Origin of the sequence: Bacillus sp. JJ1127, assembly GCF_036965845.1 — a bacterium.
Classification (GTDB): domain Bacteria; phylum Bacillota; class Bacilli; order Bacillales; family Bacillaceae_G; genus Bacillus_A.
Window position 1 is genome coordinate 1 of record NZ_JBALQK010000221.1, and the last position, 3,531, is coordinate 3,531.

The following is a 3,531-nucleotide window of genomic DNA, read 5'->3' on the forward strand; positions in this document are numbered from 1 at the left end:
AATTGATGTATATATAGTAGTAATCGACATATTTATAAATGAATATATTGATTATCACCAGTAAGAAAAGTATAATAATGGTAGAGATGTAATGAAAGGGGAATTGAGATTCTACATGTGGCAAATCTTGTAATGATTACGAAATAAAATGAATAGAGTGCTTTTCCTATACATATACGGGTGGAGTATGTCTATTTATTGAAACAATAATCATACAAGGGATGCATGGTGTGGAGTTATCATTCCATTTACTAGGCGGATACCTGTGTGTATCGGCTTTTATTTGTTATGAGAGTAATACATCTCTACTTACACATATCATCGTGTCCCCATTTATTAGGGGGAATATGAAATGACGCATTTACAAAATAAAATTGCTCTTGTAACAGGAGTAAGTAGTCCAAGAGGTATCGGCGCTGCTATATGCCGCAAATTTGCTTCTCAAGGTATAGATATTTTCTTTACACATTGGCAGTCTGAGGCTAGTTGGCCAGAGAAATTTCAAAAAGAGATGTTGGAATTTGGAGTGCGCTGTGACAGTTTAGAAATTGACCTGTCACATGCAAATGCTGCACTTGAAATAATGGATACTGTTTCAAAGCAGTTTGGTCCTCTTTCGGTTTTAGTGAATAACGCAGCATATTCAACAGGAGATGGATATGCAAAGTTGGATGCTCAAATACTTGATAACCATTATGCAGTGAATATGAGAGCAACTTTTCTTCTTTGCGCGGAATTTGCTCGTCGTTTTGAGAAATTGAATATAGATGAAGGAAGCATTATTAATATGACATCCGGACAAGAATTAGGGCCAATGATCGGGGAACTAGCATACGTTGCAACGAAAGGAGCAATTGCCGCTTTTACTAAGTCTTTATCGGCAGAACTTGCTCCTTTAGGAATTACGGTTAACGCTGTAAACCCAGGACCAACAGATTCAACATGGATGACGGATGAAATTAGAAAACACCTTTTGCCTAAATTTTTAATGGGGCGTATTGGCATGCCGGAAGATGCAGCACGTATCGTTGCATTTCTTGCTAGTGATGATGCAAAGTGGATCACTGGTCAAGTGATTAACTCAGAAGGTGGATTTTTGCGAAGTTAAATGAAGTGAAGGGTTTACAGTCGCGGTAAAATAAATGCTGCAATATTGGTGATTGTTGCTGAGTCAAATCATCTCGTTTACGAATACAGTATTACCATGCTACAATAGCACTATTAATGACGGAAAGGATGATGGGTGGACGATGATTAACTAATCTTATTTTTAAATGTTGAAATTGGATATTTCAATTTATAAAAAATAGGATTAGTCTGCCCATTTCCATAAGAAAGTAAAGCTATTTCATACAATAGCTTATTTGGGTATAAATACTATAACGACTAATCCTGCCAAATATAATTGGGAGGATTTTTTTGTTCTCCTTTTATAGAAAGGGATAGATAGTATGAAGGAACTTTTAAAATTAAAAGATGTTTCTGTAGAAATAATGGAAAATACCTTGTTAGAACAAATGAATGCTACAGCGAAACAGGGAGATATCATCGGAGTAATTGGAAAAAATGGTGCTGGAAAATCCACCCTGTTACAGCTGATAAATGAAAAAATAGAACCAACAAAAGGGCAACTAGAATGGCAACAGACGAACGTAACGATGGCATATGTTGAACAAGAAAAAGAGGCATTTGCATCTAAGGAAGTAACAACAGTAGAAGCGGAACTTCTTGCGAAATGGGGCGTACCAACAAATGATTTTCATACGTTAAGCGGTGGAGAAAAACTTAAAATCCGACTTGCGAAAGGATTTGCAAAAGGTACAAATCTTTTAATGTTAGATGAACCAACGAATCATTTAGATGAGCAGAGCACAGAATTGCTCATTGAACAGATAAAAAGCTATAGTGGAACAATCATCGTTGTATCACATGATCGATATTTCTTAGATGCTGTTGCAACGAAAATTTGGTCGATAGAAGATAGAAAACTAATTGAGCATAAAGGGAATTACACGAGTTATATGAAATTTCGGGAACAAAAGAGGCTCACTCAGCAGCGCGAATATGAAAAGCAACAAAAAAACATTGAACGTATAGAATCGCAAATGAAAGAATTAACATCATGGTCGCAAAAAGCACATGCACAATCGACAAAAAAAGAGGGATTTAAAGAATACTATCGTGTTAAGGCAAAGCGAACGGATGCACAAGTTAAGTCAAAACAAAAGCGTCTGGAAAAAGAGCTTGAAAAAACGAAAGTAGAACGTGTTAAGCCAGACCCAATTGTAGAGTTTTCCATTCAAGCAAATAACAAGGTAGGAAAACGTTTTTTAGAAGTGAAACAATTAAAAAAATGTTTTAAGGGACGAGTATTATTTGAGAAAGTTAATTTCACAATTCAACATGGTGAGAAAATTGCAATAGTTGGCCCTAATGGCTGCGGGAAAACAACATTATTGAAGATGATTATGGGACATGAAACGGTTGAAGGGGAAGTATGGATTTCACCATCTGCAAATATTGGCTATTTAACACAAGAGGTATTTGATTTACCACTTGAAAAAACACCAGAACAATTATTTTATAAAGAAACTTTTGAAGAAAGAGGAAAAGTACAAAATTTAATGAAGCATTTAGGATTTACATCTTCTCAATGGAAAGAGCCAATCAAACACATGAGTATGGGTGAACGTGTAAAGTGTAAGCTCATGGCGTATATTTTAGATGAAAAAGATGTGCTTATTTTGGATGAACCGACAAATCATCTTGACTTACCTTCACGCGAACAGCTTGAAAATACATTAGCACAATATAATGGTACATTGCTTATCGTTTCGCATGATCGGTACTTCCTTGAAAAAACGACTAACAGTAGACTAGTGTTTTCAAACAATCGCATACAAAAGCAATTGAAAGAAACATCTCAAAAAAGAGATAACCTTGCTGAATTACGTTTAAAGCTTGAAACAGAAAGACAAGAAGTTTTAGGAAAACTCAGCTTTTTGACTCTTAAAGATGAAGCGTACATGGAACTTGATAAAAGATTCAAAGAACTTACGAAGCAAATAAAGGAGCTTTAAACCAGAGGACTTTGTCATTTAGTAAGAAAACGAAAGGCTTTGAATTATGCCCAGCTGATGCTTGTCAAATTGGTGATTTGTTCTGTCCTGTAGGAGAGAAAGCCCCGGAAAAACCGAAGTTTCAAATTATTGAGGGCTTTGATGACCCAATTATTCAAAAATATGAGGCTGTTTTGGCTGCAAATGATATTGCAATCGCTGGCATTGAGTTTATTCGAAATGCCGATGGTGAAATTTTCACTTATGACATTAATACAAACACAAACTACAATGCTGACGCCGAAGCAGTCGTTGGGAAATACGGTATGCTAGAGATTGCGAAGTTTCTTGGTAGTGAATTAGAGAAAATATAATAGATAGGAAGAAAGCTGCTGATGAAGCAGCTTTTTTTGGTAAGTTCGATTCGAGTGTAAATTGGTGATTTCATATTTTAAACTATATAAATCCATTT

At 35.6% G+C, this 3,531-nt stretch carries 2 protein-coding genes and 1 pseudogene; all 3 read left to right on the forward strand.

The window, feature by feature from the left end; genetic code table 11:
* Positions 1–352 precede the first annotated feature (352 nt).
* Complete coding sequence (locus tag V7183_RS19880; protein ID WP_335360591.1) at positions 353–1,108, forward strand: SDR family oxidoreductase; 756 nt, start codon at positions 353–355, stop codon at positions 1,106–1,108.
* Positions 1,109–1,451: 343 nt separating this feature from the next.
* The gene (gene abc-f, locus V7183_RS19885) at positions 1,452–3,080 is read left to right on the forward strand and encodes a ribosomal protection-like ABC-F family protein (RefSeq protein WP_097899328.1); all 1,629 of its coding nucleotides are present in this window, start codon (positions 1,452–1,454) and stop codon (positions 3,078–3,080) included.
* Positions 3,081–3,109: 29 nt separating this feature from the next.
* Positions 3,110–3,433 (forward strand): annotated as a pseudogene (locus V7183_RS19890) (alpha-L-glutamate ligase); the annotation flags it as partial.
* Between the last annotated feature and the right edge of the window lie 98 nt (positions 3,434–3,531).

Excerpts from the sequence above, each read along its gene's own strand:
- abc-f (WP_097899328.1), top strand. The coding sequence starts at position 1,452 with ATGAAGGAACTTTTAAAATTAAAAGATGTTTCTGTAGAAATAATGGAA.
- V7183_RS19880 (WP_335360591.1), top strand. The coding sequence starts at position 353 with ATGACGCATTTACAAAATAAAATTGCTCTTGTAACAGGAGTAAGTAGT.